Origin of the sequence: Glutamicibacter sp. MNS18, from assembly GCF_026107515.2 — a bacterium.
Lineage (GTDB): Bacteria > Actinomycetota > Actinomycetes > Actinomycetales > Micrococcaceae > Glutamicibacter.
The window spans coordinates 38,203-55,997 of the sequence record NZ_JAPCHW010000001.1 but is presented as its reverse complement, the minus strand read 5'-3'; the positions used below and the strand labels follow the sequence as shown (position 1 = coordinate 55,997).

General features: G+C 64.1%; 17 protein-coding genes and 1 tRNA gene. 8 read left to right on the top strand and 10 right to left on the bottom strand.

Annotated elements, in window-relative coordinates; translation table 11 throughout:
- Positions 1-53 precede the first annotated feature (53 nt).
- The 7 genes from OK351_RS00260 to OK351_RS00230 all read left to right on the top strand — a co-directional run bounded on the left by OK351_RS00260 (position 54) and on the right by OK351_RS00230 (position 5,464).
- On the top strand, positions 54-542 hold the full coding sequence (locus OK351_RS00260) for an SseB family protein (protein WP_265155317.1): 489 nt from the start codon (positions 54-56) through the stop codon (positions 540-542).
- Positions 543-739: 197 nt separating this feature from the next.
- Positions 740-810, top strand: a tRNA-Gly gene (locus OK351_RS00255).
- A gap of 89 nt (positions 811-899) precedes the next feature.
- Positions 900-1,829 (top strand): AEC family transporter, encoded by a 930-nt coding sequence (locus OK351_RS00250; RefSeq protein ID WP_265155316.1) that lies wholly within the window; start codon positions 900-902, stop codon positions 1,827-1,829.
- Positions 1,830-1,973: 144 nt separating this feature from the next.
- Complete coding sequence (locus OK351_RS00245) at positions 1,974-2,774, top strand: amino acid ABC transporter substrate-binding protein (protein WP_265155315.1); 801 nt, start codon at positions 1,974-1,976, stop codon at positions 2,772-2,774.
- Between the two features lie 92 nt (positions 2,775-2,866).
- Positions 2,867-3,529 carry an amino acid ABC transporter permease gene (locus tag OK351_RS00240; protein WP_265155314.1) on the top strand — a complete coding sequence of 221 codons (663 nt, stop codon included), beginning with the start codon at positions 2,867-2,869 and terminating at the stop codon, positions 3,527-3,529.
- Positions 3,519-4,289 (top strand): amino acid ABC transporter ATP-binding protein, encoded by a 771-nt coding sequence (locus OK351_RS00235; RefSeq protein WP_306349460.1) that lies wholly within the window; start codon positions 3,519-3,521, stop codon positions 4,287-4,289. The genes OK351_RS00240 and OK351_RS00235 overlap by 11 nt, the downstream gene beginning before the upstream one ends.
- Before the next feature lie 149 nt (positions 4,290-4,438).
- Entirely contained in the window at positions 4,439-5,464 is a 1,026-nt protein-coding gene (locus tag OK351_RS00230; RefSeq protein ID WP_265155313.1) for a hypothetical protein, read from the top strand.
- On the opposite strand, the gene OK351_RS00225 is transcribed toward OK351_RS00230, so the two are convergent.
- Complete coding sequence (locus tag OK351_RS00225) at positions 5,445-6,704, bottom strand: MFS transporter (protein ID WP_265155312.1); 1,260 nt, start codon at positions 6,702-6,704, stop codon at positions 5,445-5,447. The genes OK351_RS00230 and OK351_RS00225 overlap by 20 nt on opposite strands.
- Before the next feature lie 190 nt (positions 6,705-6,894).
- Between OK351_RS00225 and OK351_RS00220 the strand changes: the two genes are divergently transcribed.
- The gene (locus tag OK351_RS00220; RefSeq protein ID WP_265155310.1) at positions 6,895-7,431 is read left to right on the top strand and encodes a YdeI/OmpD-associated family protein; all 537 of its coding nucleotides are present in this window, start codon (positions 6,895-6,897) and stop codon (positions 7,429-7,431) included.
- Positions 7,432-7,525: 94 nt separating this feature from the next.
- Here the strand turns inward: OK351_RS00220 and OK351_RS00215 are convergent, their stop codons facing one another.
- The 9 genes from OK351_RS00215 to OK351_RS00175 form a co-directional block, all read right to left on the bottom strand.
- Positions 7,526-9,442, bottom strand: a complete 1,917-nt coding sequence (locus tag OK351_RS00215; protein ID WP_265155309.1) for an NHL domain-containing thioredoxin family protein — start codon at positions 9,440-9,442, stop codon at positions 7,526-7,528.
- Positions 9,443-9,741: 299 nt separating this feature from the next.
- Complete coding sequence (locus tag OK351_RS00210) at positions 9,742-10,518, bottom strand: hypothetical protein (protein WP_265155308.1); 777 nt, start codon at positions 10,516-10,518, stop codon at positions 9,742-9,744.
- Positions 10,508-12,619 carry a bifunctional copper resistance protein CopD/cytochrome c oxidase assembly protein gene (locus tag OK351_RS00205; RefSeq protein WP_265155307.1) on the bottom strand — a complete coding sequence of 704 codons (2,112 nt, stop codon included), beginning with the start codon at positions 12,617-12,619 and terminating at the stop codon, positions 10,508-10,510. Before OK351_RS00205 ends, OK351_RS00210 begins: the two co-directional genes overlap by 11 nt.
- A 109-nt stretch (positions 12,620-12,728) precedes the next feature.
- Positions 12,729-13,958 carry a Dyp-type peroxidase gene (locus OK351_RS00200; RefSeq protein ID WP_265155306.1) on the bottom strand — a complete coding sequence of 410 codons (1,230 nt, stop codon included), beginning with the start codon at positions 13,956-13,958 and terminating at the stop codon, positions 12,729-12,731.
- Entirely contained in the window at positions 13,959-14,534 is a 576-nt protein-coding gene (locus OK351_RS00195) for a copper chaperone PCu(A)C (protein WP_265155305.1), read from the bottom strand.
- A 133-nt stretch (positions 14,535-14,667) separates the two neighbouring features.
- Positions 14,668-15,288: a copper resistance CopC family protein gene (locus OK351_RS00190; RefSeq protein WP_265155304.1), complete on the bottom strand. Its 621-nt coding sequence runs from the start codon at positions 15,286-15,288 to the stop codon at positions 14,668-14,670.
- A gap of 76 nt (positions 15,289-15,364) precedes the next feature.
- A complete protein-coding gene (locus OK351_RS00185; protein WP_265155303.1) occupies positions 15,365-15,976 on the bottom strand; it encodes an MDR/zinc-dependent alcohol dehydrogenase-like family protein in 612 nt (203 codons plus the stop codon).
- 171 nt (positions 15,977-16,147) lie between these two features.
- On the bottom strand, positions 16,148-16,432 hold the full coding sequence (locus tag OK351_RS00180; RefSeq protein WP_306349459.1) for an HU family DNA-binding protein: 285 nt from the start codon (positions 16,430-16,432) through the stop codon (positions 16,148-16,150).
- Positions 16,433-16,776: 344 nt separating this feature from the next.
- A complete protein-coding gene (locus OK351_RS00175; RefSeq protein WP_265155301.1) occupies positions 16,777-17,772 on the bottom strand; it encodes an SDR family NAD(P)-dependent oxidoreductase in 996 nt (331 codons plus the stop codon).
- Positions 17,773-17,795 lie beyond the last annotated feature (23 nt).

Below are 17,795 nucleotides of genomic sequence, written 5' to 3'. Positions count from 1 at the left end.
TTTGCGGATTCCGCGGTTGCACGTGACGTTGGCACCACGACATGCTTGGGGATATGAGCAACCAGAAACCCGATCCCACCAATGCTTCCGGAGCTTCGAGTGAAACACCGCACTCCCCCGGGGAAGCGTCACCGACCCCGGACCCGGCGGGCACCATCAACCACTTCGAGACCGTGATTGCCGCCGGGTTGAACAAGCCCGAGCTGTCCGGGTCGGTGGTCGGCGCGTTCATGAGCGCGGAAGTGTACTTCCTGTCCCGGGAGGAAGTCACCGGCGAGAACCCCAATGCGCAGCCGTTGCTGCTGAGCAATGCGGCTGGGGCGGCGATGGTCGCGGTCTTCACTTCCCTGGAACGCATTCCCGGCGCCTATATCGACCAGGCCCCCTATGGGGTGAAGGTCCAGGGCGCGGCGATCATCCGCTCGCTGTCGAAGACCGGGGTGGTCATCAATCCGGGCGATGAGTTGAGCTTCCAGATCCCGGCGGACGGGGTGGCGGTCTTGCAGCAGGAGCTGCTGGACCACGGCGGGGATGGCCGCTAACGCCACACCCCGAGGGAATATGTGACTCTGATCATATTTCACCCCGTGATGGGGGCGGGAATTCCGCGCAACAACTGGCTCCACGCCGCTCGACGGAACCTGATCGGGATATCAACAGGTCATCAACTTGGAAACCACCATCAGTGGTGCGCTATGCTGGGATACGCCCGGGCCGCCAGCAGGCCGCTCGGAGCATTGCGGGCGTAGCTCAATGGTAGAGCGCTAGCTTCCCAAGCTCGATACGCGGGTTCGATTCCCGTCGCCCGCTCGCATGAATCAGACGCCGGGGTCCCATGGGACCCCGGCGTCTGGCGTTTCCACGACAGCTGCCCCATCGCGAATCCCTGGAGGTCATTGATGACCGGAGTGTTATCCGGATTCTCGATCATCTGGGTTGTCATCCTGGTCGGCTACTTCGTCGGACGCACCGGGGTCCTGGGCGAACAGGGCCGCTGGGTACTGAACCGGTTGACCTTCTTCGTCGCCAGCCCGGCCCTGCTCTTCATGACCATCGCCGATTCGGAACCCACCCAGGTTCTCGGGCCGCTGCTCTGGATTGCGACCATCTCCGCGTCACTGACCGCGGTGGTCTACCACCTGGCTACCTTCAAATGGCTCAAGCGGACCCCGGCCGAACGTATCATTGCGGCAATGAGCGCCTCCACGGTGAATTCCGCGAACCTCGGGCTGCCCATAGCCTTGTACGTGTTGGGCGACATGTCCCATGCCGCACCGGTCATCCTCTTCCAGCTGGCGCTCTACCAACCGGTGAACCTGGCCATGCTGGATGCGACCACGTTGACCCACCGCACCACCTTCCTGGCCCTGCTCACGGCCACGGCCAAGAACCCGATGATCATCGGCTCCATGGCCGGGCTGGTGGTGGCGCTGAGCGGCTGGCAGGTGCCGCAACTCGTCCTGGAACCCATCGAGCTGATTGCCGGGGCCTCGATTCCGGCGATGCTGTTGGCCTTCGGCATCTCGCTGGTGGGGTCCAAACCGCTGGATCGGGCCACCGGTCGACGGGCCGACGTGGTGGTCGGTACGGTGGCCAAGCTGGTTCTCCATCCGCTCATCGCCTGGCTGCTGGCCGCCTTTGTCTTCCAGCTGTCCACTCCGATGGTCATCTCCTCGGTGATCATGGCCGGACTGCCGACCGCCCAGAACATCTTCGTCACCGCCTCACGCTACGAACAAGGAGTGGTCATCGCCAAGGACACCGTCATGTTGACCACGATCTGCGCGATCCCGGTGATGATGCTGCTGGCCTCGATCCTGGGGATCTAGCCGGCCCGCCCCGGGATGATGAATATTTATGACCCGCCCCTTCCGATGCCGGGACACTTTATCGGGCCGTGGGGAATACTGGATGCTGACGGCAACGTTATGCCGTTTGAACCACACCCGCTTTCGAGTCCCGCTGAGGTCAAAATGAAACGATCCCTGACTGCCCTTTCCACTGCCGCCGTACTGGCATTGACACTCAGCGCCTGCGGCTCGGGTGGTTCCGGGGATACCCAGGGCCAGTCCGATTCACTGCTGGAGCATGTACAGGAATCCGGTGTGCTCACGGTGGGCACCGAGGGCACCTACCGCCCGTTCTCCTACCACGAGGGCAACGACCTGGTCGGCTTCGATGTGGAGATCATCGAGGCGGTGGGTGACAAGCTGGGCGTGGACGTCCAGTTCGAGGAAACCCAGTGGGACGGCATCTTTGCCGGGTTGGACGCCAAGCGTTTCGACGTGATCGCCAACCAGGTCACCATCAACCCCGAACGCGAGGAGAAGTACCTGTTCTCCGCCCCGTACACCGTCTCCAACGGCGTGGTGGTGACCGGCAGCGACAACACCGACATCACCTCCTTCGAATCCCTTGAGGGCAAGACCACCGCCCAGTCGCTCACCAGCAACTGGTACGAGGCCGCCCAGGAAGCCGGAGCCAACGTCGAGGCCGTCGAGGGCTGGGCCCAGGCGGTGACACTGCTGAAGCAGGGCCGTGTGGACGCCACGATCAACGACAAGCTCACCTACTTGGATTCCCAGAACACCAGCCCGGATGACTCGATCAAGATCGCCGCCGAGTCCGAGGAACAGTCGAGGGTCGGCGTGGCACTGCGCCAGGAGGACAGCGACCTGCGCGACGCCATCAACACGGCCCTGGAGGAATTGCGCAGCGAGGGAACCCTGGCCGAGATCTCCGCGAAGTACTTCGACGCCGACGTCACCGAGTAAACGGGTGGCTCCCCGGTAGCCCCTGCGTAGACTTGCCCCTAGGACCTTTCCTGGGGGCAAGTGCCCGTGATCAGTGAATCGGAAGAAGGACAATGGACGAGACCTGGCAGTTGGTGCTTGATTCGCTGTGGCCTTTGGCCAAGGGAGCATTGACCGGAACCATTCCCCTGACGCTGGCCAGTTTCTCCCTCGGGCTGATGCTGGCCTTGGTGGTGGCACTGATGCGGATCAGCACCAGCCGGGTGCTCTCGGCGATTGCGCGGATCTATATCTCTATCATTCGCGGTACCCCGCTGCTGGTACAGCTGTTCGTGATCTTCTACGGGTTGCCTTCCCTGGGCGTGACCATCGATCCGTGGCCCAGCGCCATCATCGCCTTCACCCTGAACGTGGCAGGCTATGCCGCCGAAATCATCCGTGCCGCGATCCTCTCGGTACCCAACGGGCAGTGGGAGGCCGGCTACACCATCGGGATGTCCCGGACGCGGACCCTCTACCGGCTGATCCTTCCCCAGGCGACACGGGTGGCCATCCCGCCGTTGTCTAATACCTTCATCTCGCTGGTGAAGGACACCTCGCTGGCCTCGCTGATCCTCGTCACCGAAATGTTCCGCCGCGCCCAGGAGGTCGCGGCGACCTCGCTGGAATTCATGACCCTCTACCTCACTGCAGCGGCACTGTACTGGGTGATCTGCCTGGTGCTGTCCACCATCCAGACTCGTATGGAAGGCAGGCTCGAGAAGTATGTCGCCTAAAACCGGATCTCCCCTGCTCACCGTCACCGGCCTGCACAAGTCCTTCGGCACCAACCAGGTGCTGCGCGGCATCGACTTCACCGTGCACGAAGGCGAGGTCCTGGCGCTGATCGGCCCGTCCGGCTCCGGGAAAACCACCGCTTTACGCTGCCTGAACGGGCTGGAAATCGCCGACAACGGAGTGGTGGCCTTTGCCGGTGGCCCCTCGGTGAGCTTCCACCCCGATACCCGAAAGAAGACGGCAAGCATCCTGCGGCAGCGATCGGCCATGGTGTTCCAGGGCCACCACCTCTTTCCGCACCTGACGGTGCTGCAGAATGTGAGCATCGGCCCGTTGGAAGTCCAGCGGCGCCCGAAATCCGCGGTGCTGGAGCAGGCCGCCAAACTGCTTGACCGTGTGGGATTGGCCGAAAAGGCGTCGGCCTTCCCCTCCTCGCTCTCCGGCGGTCAGCAGCAACGGGTGGGGATCGTGCGGGCGCTGATGCAGGAACCGGATTTGCTGCTGTTCGACGAGCCGACCAGTGCGCTGGATCCGGAGCTGGTAGGCGAAGTGCTCACCGTCATCAAGGAACTGGCCGCCGAAGGCTGGTCCATGGTCCTGGTCACCCACGAGCTGGCCTTTGCCCGGGATGTGGCCGACACCGTGGTGTTCATGGACGGTGGGCACGTGATCGAGCACGGCCCGGCGGCCCAGGTGCTACGCAACCCCGGCAACCAGCGTACCCAGTCCTTCGTCCAGCGTCTGCTCAACCCGTTCTGACAAATCCTGGCCGGGCCTCCCGCCGTGAAACACGCAGGCAACCGGTCCGGGACAGGCACGGGCGCGAGGGATCTCCGACACGCGTAAACGTCGCCGGGCCGGTCGTTGATTTAATAACTGGACTGTACAACCGCTAGCCTTAGTGGGACATGAACGAACCAAATCCCGTGACCCGCATCGCCTTACGCTGGGCTCTTGCCGCGCTGGCCGTCGTGATCCTGCTGATCCTTTCGATCATCATTTCCAATCGCACGGTCTTTTCGGCGTCCGCCCAGGTCAAGACCCTCCAGCAGTTGTTGGTCGAAGGCCGGGGCGGTGAGGCGCTCGGGTTGTTGAACGCGACCGTCCCGGAAGGGGATGCGGTAGCCCTGGATGGCGTGGTGCTCCAACGCACCCAGCAGGGCATCACCGATTTCACGGTTGACCGGCCACTACCCGATGCCCAGGACGCCGATCTGGTGAGCGTGACAGCGCATTACAAGGCCGGCGGGGTGCCGATGGAGTCCAGCTACCGGCTGCGCCACGACGGGAAGTCCTGGTTCTTCTTCGACACCTGGAAGTTCGAGGAAACGGTGCTGCCAACCGTATTGGTCAAGGCCAATACGGTCAATGAGATCGAACTGAACGAACAGAAGATCCCCCTGGACCAGGGGCGGACCACCCTGCCGGTCTTTTTCCCTGCGGTCCTGGATGCCGGCTTCGAAACCAGGAATTTCCAGGCCGACACCCGGGGCATGGTGGTGACCGGGCCTTCGGATGAGCCGGTGGAAATCGCATTGCGTACTGAGCCGACACCACATTTCACCGAAACGGTTAACCAGCAAGTCCGGGACTACCTGGACAAGTGCACCGAGCAGAAGGTGCTGATGCCCAGCAACTGCCCCTTCGCCTATCACACCTCCGCCCGGGTGGATGCCGAGTCCATCAACTGGAAAATCGCCGACTACCCCGATCCCGAGGTCTCCTACTACGACGGCACGTGGGTTCTCGGACCGCTGACCGTGACCACCGAACTTCATCTGACCGAACAGGACCTGCGCACCGGGGCCAAGGAAAACAAGGTCATCAAATCCGATTTCGGGTTCAACGCCAAATTGGAAACCAGCACCACCGAGGTCAGTGTCCGCCCGCAGTCCACGACCGAGCAGCAGGTGGCTAGCGCGCCCGCCAGGTAAGGATTCGTTGCATCTGCCGGCGCAACGGTATCGCATCGGCCCGGTATTTCTGCCACATCACCACGGCGAGCACACCGGCGATCAGCGACAGCCCACCACCGACCCCCACCGCCATTCGCGGTCCGAAGAGCGTGGCCAGCCAGCCCACCAAGGGCGCACCGAGCGGCGTCCCACCCTGCACCACCATCAGGTACAGGGCCAGCACCCTGGCCCGGTAATGACCGGGGACCGATGTCTGGACCATGACATTGCAGCTGTTCAGGAACGTCAAGGCGAACAGTCCCACCGGAACCAGCGAGAGCATGAACAGCGTATAGCTGGGCATCAGGGCCGAGGCCAGGGCGCTGGCGCCGAAGAAGACTGCTCCGAAAATGATGTAGCGCCATCTGGGCCGGGAGCGCCGGGCCGCCAGCAGCGCCCCGGCAAAGGTCCCCACGGCCATCACCGACCCCAGGATCCCGTATTCACCGGCCCCTACGCCGAAGACCTCCGCGGCCATCATCGCGTTGGTCAGCTGGAAGTTCAGGCCGAAGGTGCCCACCACGAAGGCCAGCGAGAAGATCAGCAACAGGTCCCGCCGGCCACGGACAAACCTGAAGCCCTCGACGATCTGGCCCCTGCCGCGCTCGACCCGCGTGGCAGCAGTGATCTGCTCCCGGTCAAGGGCGGTAAGCGAAAACAGCACGGCAATGAACGAGGCACCGTTGATCAGGAAGGCCGGCCCGGTTCCGAATGCTGCGATCACCAGCCCGGCGATACCGGGCCCCGCCAGCCGGGCCAGGTTGAAGTTGGCGCTGTTCAACGCCACCGCGTTGGTCAGGTAGGAGCCCGGGACGATCTCGGAGACAAAGGCCTGACGGGCCGGGGCGTCAAAGGCCGAGCCGATGCCGAGGGCCGTGGCCAGCAGGTACACATGCCATAATTCGGCGGAATCGGTAATAACCAGCACTCCCAGGACCAGGGCGCACACGGCCATGAAGCTCTGGGTACAGAGCAATACCTTGCGTTTGTCGTAGCGGTCCGCGATCAGTCCCGCGTAGGGGCCCAGCACCAGCACCGGCAGGAACTGCAGCCCGGTCACAATCCCGGTCGCCGTCCCGTCATGATCGGTCAGCTCGGTCAGCACCAGCCAGTCCTGGGCCACCCGTTGCATCCAGGTGCCGACATTCGAGACGAGAGCGCCAATCACCCACAGGCGGTAGTTGCGGATCGACAGTGCCCGGAACATCTTGCTCGCCACGAATTCACATAGCCGAAACGCTCAGGTCCCGGCATCCTCCTCCCGCACCAGTCTAACCACATGCCGCCGGTCGTCCCGCGTGGGCGTGGGCGGCTGGGGCGCGGGCGGAACACTTGGCGGTCCACCCACCGAATATCGCGGCGCCGGCCCGTCAAATGGTATTTTCGATGCGGACCAAAGGAGCAAGCAGATGGACAACAAGAACGGCCTCATGGAACTGGGCGGTGCCACCCGCCGCATCGGCGACAGGCTCATCCTCGAGTTCGACGAGGCTTCCAGCAGGCGATTGCCCAGCCGCGGACAGGTCGCGGTGCAGGGCACCATCAACGGGCAGGAACACACCCTGGTCATCGAACCCGACGGGCGGCGCGGGCATTGGCTACCGCTTGACCGGCCCGAGGCCGCGGCCCTGGCCTCCGCGCCGGGCCAGCAGGTAGGTTTCACGGCGCAGCTGGCCGCCCGGTGGCCCGAGACCGCTCTTCCCGCCGATCTGGCCGCCGCGCTGCAGGAGGCCACCGATCTGGAAGACACGTGGCAGTCGTTGACCCCCATGGCCCGCTGGGAATGGGTGCGCTGGGTGAAATCCACCAAGAACCCCGATACCCGGCAACGCCGGGTCGAGGTCAGTATCTCCAAGCTGCGCGATGGCAAGCGCCGCCCCTGCTGCTTCGACCTGTCCTCCTGCACCGATCCGGAGGTCGCCAAGAGCGGCAAACTGGCCCTTTGACAAGGCCGGCGACCGACGCACCGCACCGGTCGCCGGGCACAAGCCAAACCCTCCCAGAATTCCAGGTATCCGGGGAGGGTTTGGCTGTTGCCGGCTAGTTCACGCCGCGCAGATCCAGCGCCAGCTCATCCTCGCCCTCGGTATCCAGCAGCACCGGGATGCCCCAATCCTGCTGGTACAGGTGGCAGGCCGCGTGGTCCGGGATATCGCCGCCCGGTTCGCCGTCGCAGGCCGCTGCGCGGGCGGTAATATGCAGTACGCCTTCGGAGACCTCCGGATTCAGCTGCAACGTACGCAGCAGGCCCACCGAGGTTCCGCCGCCCTCGAGCAGCAGTTCCTCTGGGCTGGAGGAAATCTTCAACTGGGTCGGGTCGCCCCACCGGTCATCGAGTTTCTGCCCGGTCGGGGCGGAGAAACGCACGGTGATCCGGTGTTCACCGGCGCGGACTTTGGTGCGTGGACGCTGGGTCTGGCTGGCCCCCTCGTCAACGTTCAGGGCCTCGGCCGGAACCGGGATACGCACCAGCTGGTGGGCGTTGGTTTCCACCACCAGCAGGACCGGGTCGCCGTCCACCGAGGTGTCCAACAGGACGTCCGCCGGTTCCTTCAGCCCCTTGGCCAGGGTGGAAACCGTCTTGGTCACCGGGTCGAAGCGACGCACCGCCCCGTTGTAGGAGTCGGCAACGGCCACCGAACCGTCGGGCAGGTTCGCCACACCCAACGGGTGCTGCAGGCGCGCCTGCTCGGCATCGCCGTCACGGAATCCGAAGTCGAACAGGCCGGTGCCGATCGCGGTGCTCACCGTGTCGGCGTTCCCGTCCTCGCCCACGGTGATGCTGCGCAGCGCGCTGGTCTCCGAATCGGCAACCCAGACGGTTCCCTTGTCGTCGATGCTCAGCCCCGAGGACTGGGCGAACCAGGACTCCAGCGCCGGACCATCGGCCAGCCCTTCCAGCCCGGTCCCGGCAAAAACGCTGACGGCGCTGGTACGCGGGTCGAAGGCGAAGATCTGGTGGGTACCGGCCATGGCGATGATGACCTTGCCGTTCGGGTGGTAGACCACGTCCCACGGCGAGGACAGCGAGATGTTGGTGGCGTCGGTTCCCAGCTCGATCGGCTGTTCGGCCTTGCGCGCGGTCTCGGCGTCAAGCAGTCGCTGCACCCCGTTGCCGGCCAGGGTTCCCACCTCGCCGGTGTCCAGTTTCACCGAACGCAGCCGGTGGTTGACCGTATCGGCCACCACCACGTCATAGCCGACCTGTTGCGCCAGTTTCTGCGGCAGGACGGTCAGCCCCTGCAGTTCGTTGAATTCTGCGGTGGCGGCATCACCATCGGCGTAGCCGCGTTCCCCCGAGCCGATGGTGCGCACCACGGTGCCCAGGTCGTTGGCCAGCTCCACCAGGCGGTGGTGCCCGGAGTCTCCGACCAGGAAGTTCCCGTTGGCCAAGGGCACGACCTTGCCCGGAAAGCGCAGGTCCCCTTCGCGTGCCTCGGGGGCCACGTAGGGTCCATCGCCGCGGTGCAGGGTTCCCTTGGCCTCGTGCTCCGCGACGAGTTCATCCACCAGGGATTCCAGACCGGAGGCGTGACCTTCACCGGAGAGGTGGGCCACGATGTAGCCTTCCGGATCCAGCACCACCAGGGTCGGCCAGGCACGAGCCGCGTAGGCCTGCCAGGTCTCCAGTTCCGGGTCATCCAGTACCGGGTGTTCGATCTGGTAGCGTTCCACGGCGGCGGCCAGCGCCTCGGGATCCGCCTCATGCTCGAACTTGGGAGAGTGGACACCCACGGTGACCAAAACGTCGCGGTACTTCTCTTCCAGCGGTCGCAGTTCATCGAGCACGTGCAAGCAGTTGATGCAGCAGAAGGTCCAGAAGTCCAGGATCACGATCTTGCCGCGCAGCGCCTCGAGATCCAGTTGCTGTCCACCGGTATTCAACCAGTTGCGTCCGACCAGTTCGGAACCGCGCACCTTGTAGGAGGTGCGGACGGAAGAAGTTTCAGGGCTCACGGTGGGGGCTCCTCACATTGACAACGGGATTACCGGGATTAACCCAATGGTAGTCGCGTGTATTCCGCGATCGCGCGAGGATGACGTGAGGCTACGCAAGCGGCATCCCTCCGACCCCGCAGCCGCACCAGGCATTAACGGGTTGACCTGGGTCTCGGCGTGATTCCCGGGGAACCTCCGGCGGTTGAGAGCACGCTCACCCCGACCGTTGGGAGACATGGATGGGGTCGGGTAACGGGCACGGCAGGAGGACGCCTCAGCGCAACAGGTTCCACGACGGTGCCGGGCTGCGGCGGTACCTAGAGTTGGGCCAGGACGCTGTCCAGGATCTGCTTGCCCACCAGGTTGATGGTGTCATCGGCCAAGGAGGTCCCCGACATGAAGGACACCATGGCCACGTACTGCCCCGTGCTCTGGATCAACACCACGGTGTCCTGGGCGGTAGCAGAGTTGCCGCGGCGGGTGTAGGACAGCTGCGATTCGACCCCGTCCACACCCGGGTTGCTGAACTTCAGGGTTTCGGTGAACTCCACCCAGTTCAACTTGATCGAGGAGCAATCGGTGCGCATCTTCAGCACCGTGCGGAAGTGCTCCTCCAGATCCACCCGATCCTCCAGTTCGGCCACCTCGATCGATCCCGCCACATTGCCGGCGGCATTGGTGAAATCGGTGCGCGCCACCTCGGTTCCCAGCTGGGCCGGTGACCAGTTCAGGGCCTCCAACGGGCCCTCGCATTGCCCCGGCAATACCACCACATCAGCGAGCGTATCGGTCGGCGGCTTGGCCAGTTCGGCCAACTGCTCCTTGGTGATCCGCTGGGACTGGTCGAATCCCAGTTCGGCGGCAAACACGGCGCCCACCTGGGTCGCCAGATCCACGGTACCCAGGTCTTCGGCGGTTGGTTCGCCGGGTGCGCCCTGATCGGTGTCCGGCTGCGCTGTCGGGCTTTCGGTCAGCGCCTGGTGCAGCTCGTCCTGCGGCATGTCCTGGGGCTGGGCCTGACTTGAGCAGGCGGTGAGCGCAAGCCCACCGGCCAGCACCAGGGCCACCCCCACTTTGGTTCGGCTAGCGGCCACGATGCTCCCTCTGGTCGTGTTTCTTCAGTTGCGCGAACATGGCGTTGTATGCTGCCAGTTCGGCATCTCCATCGCGGTCCGCCTGCCGGTCCACGCGTTTCTTTTCCCGGTCGTCGCTGCGCGACCAGGACACCATTACGGCGATGGCGATCACCAGGGTTGGCACTTCGCCGATGGCCCACATGATCCCGGCACCGACCACCTGGTCCTCCAACGCGCTACCGCCCCAGGTGCGCCCCATATTGCCGAACCAGTCCCCGGCCAGCAGGGTTTCCATGCCCATCAGCGCCACCCCGAAGAAGGCGTGGAACGCTACCGTGGCCAGCAGGATCAGCAACCGGAACGGATAGTTGAAACGGAACGGGATCGGATCGGCATCGATATGGCTGAGCACGAACAGGTATCCGGTCAGCAGGAAGTGCACGATCATCAGCTCATGTCCGGCATGGTACCGCATCGCCGGTTCCAGGATCGGGGTGAAGTAGAAGATGATGATCGACCCGGCGAAGTTCACGGCCGCGAAGATCGGGTGGGTGATGACCTTGGAGTACCGGGAGTGCACCAGCCACAGGATCCATTCACGGGCCCCGCGGGTTCCATCGGTACGGCTGGGCAGCACCTTCAGGGCCAGGGTGACCGGCATGCCCAGCACCAGGAAGATCGGCACGATCATCGTCAGGGACATGTGGTCGATCATGTGCACGGAGAACTGGATCTTGCCGTAGACGGCCGGGGCACCGCTGGTGACATAGAACAACGCCACCAGCCCCACAATCCAGCTGATCAGGCGCAGTACGCTGGCCTGGTCCCCACGGCGGCGGAGGGTTATGAATGCCCACAGGTAGAAGGAGAGCAGGAAGACGATGATCGCTGCCCATAACCAGTCGATGCGCCACACCGTGAACCAGCTGGAACTCACCAGTGGTTCGGGTAGCTCATAACCGGTCAGCAACCGGGCAGGGGTGGCTTCCACCGGCGGGGTATCCGGGGTTGGCGGCGGGGTCCGTGCCAGCACCGTGGCGACCGACATGGTCGCACCCATCAGAGCCACTTCCACCATCACGACCCGCCAGGCGGCAGCCAACGCGCCGAGCTTTCCGGCCAGGAGCCTGGGGATAATCCAGTTCCGGTGGGCCAGGCCCAGGGCGCCAAGCGCCAGGGTCAACACGATCTTGGTGATGACCAGCCCGCCATACGGGGTGAGCCACTGCTCCGGGCTGGTGATGCGGATCAGCGCGGAAACCAGCCCGGACCCTGCCATCAGCACGATGGCCAGCGCGGCCATGGTCGAGTAGCGGCGCAACACCACACCCAGTAGCAGCGGACGGTCCTGGTAGCGTCCCGGGGCCTTGCCGGCCAGGGTGGGGGTCAGCAGGCCCAGCACCATGATCCCGCCGAACCAGAGCACCACGGCCAACAGGTGCAGGCCAATGCCGTTCACCGCCGCATAGTGGTCGTCTCCCCCGGCGGCGTGCCCGATGAACGCCAACGGAACGATCCCCAGGAAGGAGAACGCCGCGCTGAGCCCGACCCCGAGCTGCGAGCGGACCGCCAGGGCCAGCGAGGTGACGATTGCGGCGATCACCACCATCCAGGCCCAGGCCCGCCCGGTGGTGATCTGCAGGATGTAGTCCAGGATCGCGGACGTGTAATTCGCGGCGAAGCTGATTTGCAGGCCTGCCAGGTCCCAGAAGGTCAGCAGCATCACGCAAGCGGCCGAAAGCGTCCAGATCACACCGGCACCAGCGGCGATATTCAGGGCACGGGTGAATGAGGGGTGCTCTTCACCGGCATCGGTATGGGGATTCTCCGGAGTCGGACGCCGCGACTTGGTACTACGCGGGATGATGCAGGCAGCGAAAACCAGGCTTGCGATCGCAATGGACATCGCCGTGTGGTGGATGACACGGCTAATCGGCAGCACCCAGCGCACCAAGGCACCGGGATCGGCCAGCAGACGTGGCGCGGCAATGCCACTGACCAGCACCGCCAGCAGGAACGCCACCACCATGAACAGGATTCCGGGCAGGACGAAGCGGCTCAGGGAAGGGGCATCGGTACCCGGGGATACCTGCCGCGGTTCGCGTGATTGTGTGGCCATAACCTCTCCATCATCTCATTGTGCGCACCGTCGGGCCGTTGCCCTTACGGCGCGAGCGGTGCATCTCACACCGGACGGTCCCCCGCCCGTGGCGGGGGACCGTCCGGTGCTAGCTGCGCCCCGCCGCCTCGAACAGCTGCTGCCCCAGGTACATGCCTTCCGCGACCCCCGGAAGGATCCCGTAGACCGCCGATCCAATCGGCGTGGTCCATTCGTTCAGCGCATCCAGTTCGGCCAGCCTGCTCTGCACCGGAATGAAGCTCTCTGCCACATCCCGCTGGTAGCTGGCGAAGAGCAGACCGGCGTTGGAACCGTCCAGATAGCTGTATCCGCGACGCCACAGGACCTCCTGAGCACCGTGTGGCATGGCCCGCGCAACATGGGCGTGCGCCGAGATCCGCGGCAGGCCCATCTCGTTGACTGCGTTCAGGTCCACCGGATCCTGTACCTGGTTTCCCGAAAGCGGGGAGCCGTCGGTTTGCCGGCGCCCCAAGGCGAAATCACGCCCCGGCCGGTCCACTTCATCCCAGCTATCCAGATCCATGGAGATCCGCCGCAGTACCAGGGTGGTCGCGTCGGGGAACCAGGTGTCCCCCGGTTCGAATCCGAACACCGCGATCTCCCGGTTCCCGCCCACCGGGTTGTTGATCCCGTCAACCTGGCCGAACAGGTTTCGGAACGGGGACCCGGCCGGTCGCGATGACGTGGCGTGGGTGAACCCGCGCTGCTCGAATTTCACCGTGGTGATGGAGCGCAGGTTCTTGCGTAACGCGCGCACCGCATGGGCAAGCACCGTGGGGTCCTCGGCACACAGCTGGATGATCACATCGGATTGCCCGTACTCCTCGCGCAGTTCATCGATTCCGAAGTCCGGGAGTGGGCCCAGGCTGTCGGGGGCCAAGGAATCGCCAATCAGTTCGATCATCGTTCGGCTCAGCCCCACCGTGAGGGTCAGGTTCGCCGGCATCACGGCCATTTCCGGCTCGGTGTCGGCCAGGACCCCCTGCCCTGACATCAGCCGCTGCGCGTCCTCGGTGAGCAACTTGAGAATGGATCGCAGCCGTTCGCGTTGCCCGGAGGCGTCCAGGTCACCGGGCACCAGGTCGATTCCCAGAAACACCGCATGGGCCTGGGCATCGTCCAGGATTCCGGCCTGGTGGCGTCCGTGGAAACCACGGTAGCCGGCGGAAGGTGCCGCCGGATCCGTGGTGTTCCCGGCCTCGGCCCTCCCGGTGGTGATCTGGCCGATCCCGAATCCGCCGACCAGCCCGCCCAGCGCCGCGGCCGCCGAACCGGTCAGCACCACTCGACGTGAGGGCCGGGGCGCGGGGTTTGTCATCTAGTGGCCGCCTTCCCCGTGTTCCGCCTGCTCGGCGTGATCCGCATGCTCCCCGTCGCCGTGGTAGCTTTCATTGGCACCGTCGTAGTTGCGGATGGCGAAATCCACATCCTTGCTTGACCCATCGGAGAAGTTCAGCGTCAGCGTGGAGGTTTCGGCCGGAACCAGGGGCTCGGACAGGTCCATGTACATGATGTGGTTGCCGCCCGGGGCCAGTTCCACCCGGTGCCCGGCGTCGATCAGCAATGGGCCGTCGATCTGCTGCATCACCATGTCGGTTCCCTCGCCGTCCATTTCATGGATCTCCATGGTGGTTCCGTGGTCCTTCTCGGTCACCGATTCGAGTTCCACGGGCAGTTCCGAAACGTTGTTCAACATCGCGAACGCTGCGCTCATCCCCGAGTCTGCGGCCTTCGCCCAGCTCTCGGTGACTTGCAGGGCGTCGGCCTGGAGCGGTGAATTATCGGGTTGTACCGCTGCTTCGGAATCGGTGCCCTGCGCGCACCCGGTGAGCAGCAGGCCCGATCCCAGGGCCAATGCGCCCAGGGTCTTGGTGGTCTTCTTGGAAAAAATCATTGGGAATTCACTTTCGTGCACACCGCTTCCGGGCCATGGCGGCCTGGGGCATCGCCCGTGACCCTTGTGGGGTGTGGCTGGTAGGGCCCTGCCCGGCGCTCGTGGGGGCGCCGGTGGGCCTGGGAAGGGGAAGTTACCTGGTGTTGTTCCGGCGGGTGAAGTTCACCAGCACGGCGATCGCCGTACCGGCAATGGCGACACCGATGACGATCCACAGCACGGGGCTGATTCCGCCGGTCGCGGCGGTCTCATCGGCCGGAGCGGGTTCCTCGGCGGGGGCTGCGGTGGATTCGTCGGCGGATACGGTTTCAGGGGCGGCGCTTTCGATCGGGGCGGCGGAGTTCTCGCCGCTCTCAACCGTGAAGCTGATGGCCTTTTCAATCGGGTGGCCGTCCGAGGAAATCACCCTGCTGGCCACGGTGTACTCGCCGCTGACCAGTTCGGTGGCAGGGGTGATGTGCACATCACGTCCTTCGACCTCGAAATCGTTCCCGATCTCGTCCCCCGCCTGGTTGCTGATGACAACGACGGTTCCGCCGTCATCGGCCAGGGTCTGGAGTTCGCCTGAGAAGTTCAGGACGATCTCCTTGGGGCTCTCGGTCAGGGTTGTGCCGGCCTCGGGAGTGGAACCGATCAGTTCATCGTGCGCGTGGGCGGCTGTACCTATCGTAAAGAGGGCCAACAGCGAAATCATCGCGGCGGCGAAAAGCCGGGTCAGGAGGGTACGTTGGCGGGGTATGGCAAAGCTGTTCATGGATTCGTGTCCTTTTCCCTGCCCGTGGGGCTGATGCCGCGGTCTGCGGGCAGGGCTTGGTATTGATGTGCTGGTTCTAGGCGTGGATCAATACCGTGGACGGTGGGCCACGAAGCAGGGGCAACGAATCCCTGTCCCGGGAGAGGAACGGGTGCCGCTGGACATCAACGGCCGCAGGCTTGTATCCCAATGGCAAGGCCAGATGCAATACTGCCAGGATGCGGCGGACCGTAGCCAGGCTCAGGGTGTCAACCAGGGCCACGGCAATCCGTTCGCCCTGGCGCAGGATGAAGATGCTGACCACAGCGGCCAGCAGGTGGGCCAGGACCATGGAATTCGATTCCGGGGCCCCTGCCGCATTCGTCACGCCCAGGGCGGTCACATGGTGCGCATGGGCGCCGGTCCCGGTGGTGGCCACCAGCTCGGCTCCCTGGTGGGACATCACCGACAGCGCGAAGTGGTACATGCCCTGGCTGGCCAAGGCCACCAGGCTGGTGGTCAACAAGTTGATTTTTCGCCCCAGCAGGGCCATGGCGATAACGGCAGAGATACAGGTGATCAGCAGCATGACCACGGCGGAAGCCGCCGTGGGGGTGGCTTGGGCGTGGGCCGCGAACGCGGTCCACGAGCACACCGAGGCAGCGATCCACCCGCGCACGACGCGAGGTGCTGCTGAGCTGTTATGCATGCTGTCCTTTGCTGGCCGGTCCACCACCGCAATCTATTCTACGACAGGTAGAAGCCGGGGTGAAACGCAGGCAGGAGCCGCGAGTTAAAACTATTGCGGGTGGCCTCCTGTTCCCAGGAAGCCACCCGCAATATTTGATACCTCATACGGCATCACAAGTCTGAAAAGAGACTACTTCTTGGCGACAGCAGCCTTCAGCTTCGAACCAGCGGTCAGCTTGACCGAGTGGCCAGCTGGGATCTGGATGGCTTCGCCGGTCTGTGGGTTACGACCGGTGCGAGCTGCACGGTCGGTGCGCTCCACTGCCAACCAACCTGGGATGGAAACCTTCTCGCCCTGGGAGATCTGCTCGACGAAAACATCGAACACGGCATCCAGCACACCGTTGACGGCAACCTGGGAGTTATCGGTCTTTGCTGCAACAGCAGCAACAAGTTCGCTACGGTTCATAGCCAATGTATGGTCCTCCTGGACTAGTTTTCCTTGGCCCGTTCAAGCCTTGGACGCCACGCGGTCGCGCGGTCTTCTAGAAAATGAACCTATCAAATGATTCGGGGCGAAACGCTCGAAATCACCGGAAATCTAGGGATTTTTTTGGAGATCGGACGAATTTCACGCTCAGCGGAGAGTTCTGGGAGGCAAATGGATGCTTCCGGGGTGTTTCCGGACACGTAAAGGCCCATTCGGCGCGTGTGTGGATTCTCCGCGCACCCTGTGCCTGGGTGCCCACCCTGTGCCGTCCTTGCCAGCTACCCGATCCCTCAGCGGGGTAGTCGACCTGCGGTGCCCCACGGGTGCCCTCAGAGTTCGAAGGGGTCCAACCCGTCGTTGGCTTCCGTGAACATCTCCCACACCGGGTCCAGCAGCTTCTTGCGACGGGTCAGGTTCGCCGGTTTCACCATCCGTGTTTGTCCCGTGGATAGCCATTGTGGCCCGAGATAGATGCCTCGTGCGGTACTGGATATTCCCGGATTCAACGCCGCTTCAACAATCGGCACCACACCGTGGTGCTTGCCCTGGGCGAACCCGCGCTGAAGTTGCCCGACGAACCGCTTGCCGAATCCGGGGTCGTTAACACCGGGCACCTGCACTGTCAGGCCGGATACGGAATAGCCCGGGTGCACGGCGATCGATCGTGCGGGCCAGGACAACAGCTTGAGCCGGTGGTCCAGGCCCAGGGTGAATGACTGCAGGGCCGCCTTGGATTGTGTATAGGAACGATAGGCACCGTACCCGTGGTGCAGCATCAGGTTCTGTGGTTGGGCGGGCAGGATCCGGGTGGCCATCGAGCCCAGACCGATGAACCGTAGCGGACGCGCCTTGAACTGCGGTGCCAGTTTCCCCACCAGCCGGACATGGCCGAGGTAGTTGGTGGCCATAACCAGTTCGTGTCCGGCAGCATTCTCCTGCCTGCTGGTCGGGGTGTGGATGATTCCGGCGTTGGCGATGATGATATCCAGGTCTACCGGTTCCAGCTGTTCGGCCAGCCGGTCCACCGAGGAATAGTCGCTGGTGTCCAGGAGTCTGGTGGTGATTTTGGCGTCGGGGACCCGTTGCTCGATCTGCAGCCGGGCCCGATCGGCCCGCTCGCTGGATCGACAGGCCATGATCACATGTGCACCACTGGCGGCAAGGGCCAGGCTGGTGAAATAGCCCAGACCGGCATTGGCTCCGGTCACCAAGGCGGTTTGCCCTGCTCCCCAGCCTTCCCACCGCATCCGGTTGGCATGAACGGAGTCCAACGGCTCGCCGTGGCCAAGCTGCTCCAGGGACCCGTAACGCGGTGTTGTGTTCATGCTTTCCACGCTACTACGCGCGC